This is a genomic window from Streptomyces meridianus (assembly GCF_023703325.1).
In the GTDB taxonomy this organism is placed as follows: Bacteria; Actinomycetota; Actinomycetes; order Streptomycetales; family Streptomycetaceae; genus Streptomyces; species Streptomyces meridianus.
On the sequence record NZ_JAMQGM010000077.1, the window covers coordinates 1 to 2,594 of the forward strand.

Annotated in this window: 4 protein-coding genes; all 4 read left to right on the forward strand. The window is 63.7% G+C overall.

The annotated features are described in order from the left end of the window. Positions 1 to 66, forward strand: a 66-nt coding sequence (locus M1E25_RS25990) for an adenosylhomocysteinase (RefSeq protein ID WP_372501459.1), incomplete at its 5' end; no start/stop codon positions are given. Positions 67 to 122: 56 nt separating this feature from the next. Further along, the gene (metK, locus tag M1E25_RS25275) at positions 123 to 1,331 is read left to right on the forward strand and encodes a methionine adenosyltransferase (protein ID WP_251419597.1); all 1,209 of its coding nucleotides are present in this window, start codon (positions 123 to 125) and stop codon (positions 1,329 to 1,331) included. 47 nt (positions 1,332 to 1,378) lie between these two features. Beyond that, the gene (locus M1E25_RS25280; RefSeq protein WP_251419599.1) at positions 1,379 to 2,362 is read left to right on the forward strand and encodes a carbohydrate kinase family protein; all 984 of its coding nucleotides are present in this window, start codon (positions 1,379 to 1,381) and stop codon (positions 2,360 to 2,362) included. Next, the coding region (locus M1E25_RS25285; RefSeq protein ID WP_251419601.1) for a homocysteine S-methyltransferase family protein at positions 2,359 to 2,594 on the forward strand (236 nt) is incomplete at its 3' end. The genes M1E25_RS25280 and M1E25_RS25285, both read left to right, overlap by 4 nt.

Consider the following 2,594-nt stretch of genomic DNA (forward strand, 5'->3'; position numbering starts at 1 on the left):
GAGCAGGCCGCCTACATCGGTGTGCCGGTCGAGGGTCCGTACAAGCCCGACCACTACCGCTACTGACGTACTCACCGCCGACCCGATATTTCCTCCCCACCTCACCTATCTGGGAGTCCTCCATGTCTCGACGCCTGTTCACCTCGGAGTCTGTCACCGAGGGCCACCCCGACAAGATCGCTGACCAGATCAGTGACACGATCCTCGACGCTCTTCTCGCGGAGGACCCGGCTTCTCGGGTCGCTGTGGAGACGCTGATCACCACCGGCTTGGTGCATGTCGCCGGCGAGGTGACGACCAAGGCGTACGTTGACGTCGCGACCCTGGTGCGGAACAAGATCCTCGAGATCGGCTACGACTCCTCAGCCAAGGGCTTCGACGGCGCCTCGTGTGGTGTCTCGGTGTCCATCGGCTCGCAGTCCCCCGACATCGCGCAGGGCGTCGACAGCGCCTACGAGCTGCGGGTCGAGGGCGACGAGGATGAGCTCGACAAGCAGGGTGCTGGCGACCAGGGCTTGATGTTCGGCTACGCCTGCGACGAGACGCCCGAGCTGATGCCACTGCCGATCTACCTGGCCCACCGGCTGTCGCGCCGACTGTCCGAAGTGCGCCGGAACGGGACAGTCCCCTACCTGCGCCCGGACGGCAAGACGCAGGTCACCATCGAGTACGACGGCGACCAGGCCGTGCGACTCGACACGGTTGTGGTCTCCTCGCAGCACGCCTCGGACATCGACCTCGACTCGCTGCTCGCCCCCGACATCAGCACACATGTTGTCGAGCACGTCCTCAAGGAGCTGCATGAAGATGGGATCGCGCTGGACACCGACAGCTACCGGCTGCTGGTGAACCCCACGGGGCGGTTCGAGATCGGCGGGCCGATGGGTGACGCGGGACTGACCGGCCGCAAGATCATTATCGACACCTACGGCGGTATGGCGCGGCACGGTGGCGGTGCCTTCTCGGGCAAGGACCCGTCCAAGGTGGACCGGTCGGCGGCGTATGCGATGCGCTGGGTGGCGAAGAACGTGGTGGCCGCCGGCCTGGCAACCCGTTGCGAGGTTCAGGTGGGGTACGCGATCGGCAAGGCCGAGCCGGTGGGCCTGTTCGTGGAGACCTTCGGAACAGCGACCGTGGACGCCGAGAAGATCGAGCGGGTCATCAGCGAGGTCTTCGACCTCCGCCCGGCCGCGATCATCCGCGACCTGGACCTGCTCCGGCCCATCTACGCGCAGACCGCCGCCTACGGCCACTTCGGCCGCGAACTCCCCGACTTCACCTGGGAGCGCACCAACCGCGTCGACGAGCTGCGCGCGGTCGCCAGCAACTGAACCTTCAGCCTCATCGCCTCTCACCCCACGAAGGCTCAAGGAGAAACGTGCACATCGCGCTGACAGGATCGATCGCCACCGATCACCTGATGACCTTCCCCGGCCGTTTCGCTGACCAACTCCTACCTGACCAGTTAGACCGTGTCTCTCTATCCTTCCTTGCTGATGGACTCGAGGTACGACGCGGAGGTGTTGCAGCCAACATTGCCTTTGGCATGGCCCAACTGGGCCTTCGTCCAATCCTCGTGGGCGCAGCAGGAACAGACTTCACCGACTACAGCGCTCGGTTACAGGCAGACGGAGTGAATACAAAGCACGTCCAACTAAGCAACACCCAACACACCGCACGCTTCGTCTGCACCACTGATCTGGAGCAAAACCAGATCGCCACCTTTTACCCCGGAGCGATGTCGGAAGCCCGTGACATCGACCTCACCAGAGTGGCTAAAGCTGTCGGCAACATCGGCCTCGTGGTCGTCGCACCTAACGATCCGCAGGCTATGCTCCTTCACACCGAGGCATGCCAGCGGCTTGGCATCGCTATCGCTGCCGACCCCTCCCAGCAGATGGCTCGGCTCGAGGGCAAGGAAATCAGGCTTCTAGTACAGGATGCGCGATACCTGTTCACCAACGAATACGAGGCCGCGCTCCTGCAAGAGAAGACTGGATGGACCGAGAGCCAGGTCCTCCAACAGATCGGCACTTGGGTATCGACGCTTGGCGACTCCGGAGTGAAGATCCTTCGCGAAGGTTCGGCGGCTCTCCACGTTCCAGCCGTGCCGACCACAGCAGCACTGGACCCGACAGGAGTGGGGGATGCCTTCCGCGCTGGCTTCCTCGCCGCAGCCAGCTGGCACTTGAATCTCAAGAACGCAGCAAGGATCGGCTGCGCTTTGGCCACCACAGTCCTCGAATCCATCGGTACCCAGGAATACAAAGTCGTCCCCTCAGAGCTGGTGAGCCGACTGAGCGACACCTACGGCAGTGACGCGGCACTGGCGATGGAACCGCACTTGTTGGGTGTCTCGTGAATACGCGATCAGCTCAGTTGCGTGAGGCACTGGCCTCGCGGGTGGTGGTGGCCGATGGCGGGATGGGCACCATGCTGCAGGCCCAGGAGCCGTCGCTGGAGGACTTCGAGCAGTTGGAAGGCTGCAACGAGGTGCTGAACGTGACGCGGCCGGACATCGTGCGCTCGGTGCACGAGGAGTACTTCGCGGTCGGCGTGGACTGCGTGGAGACGAACACCTTCGGTGCGAACCT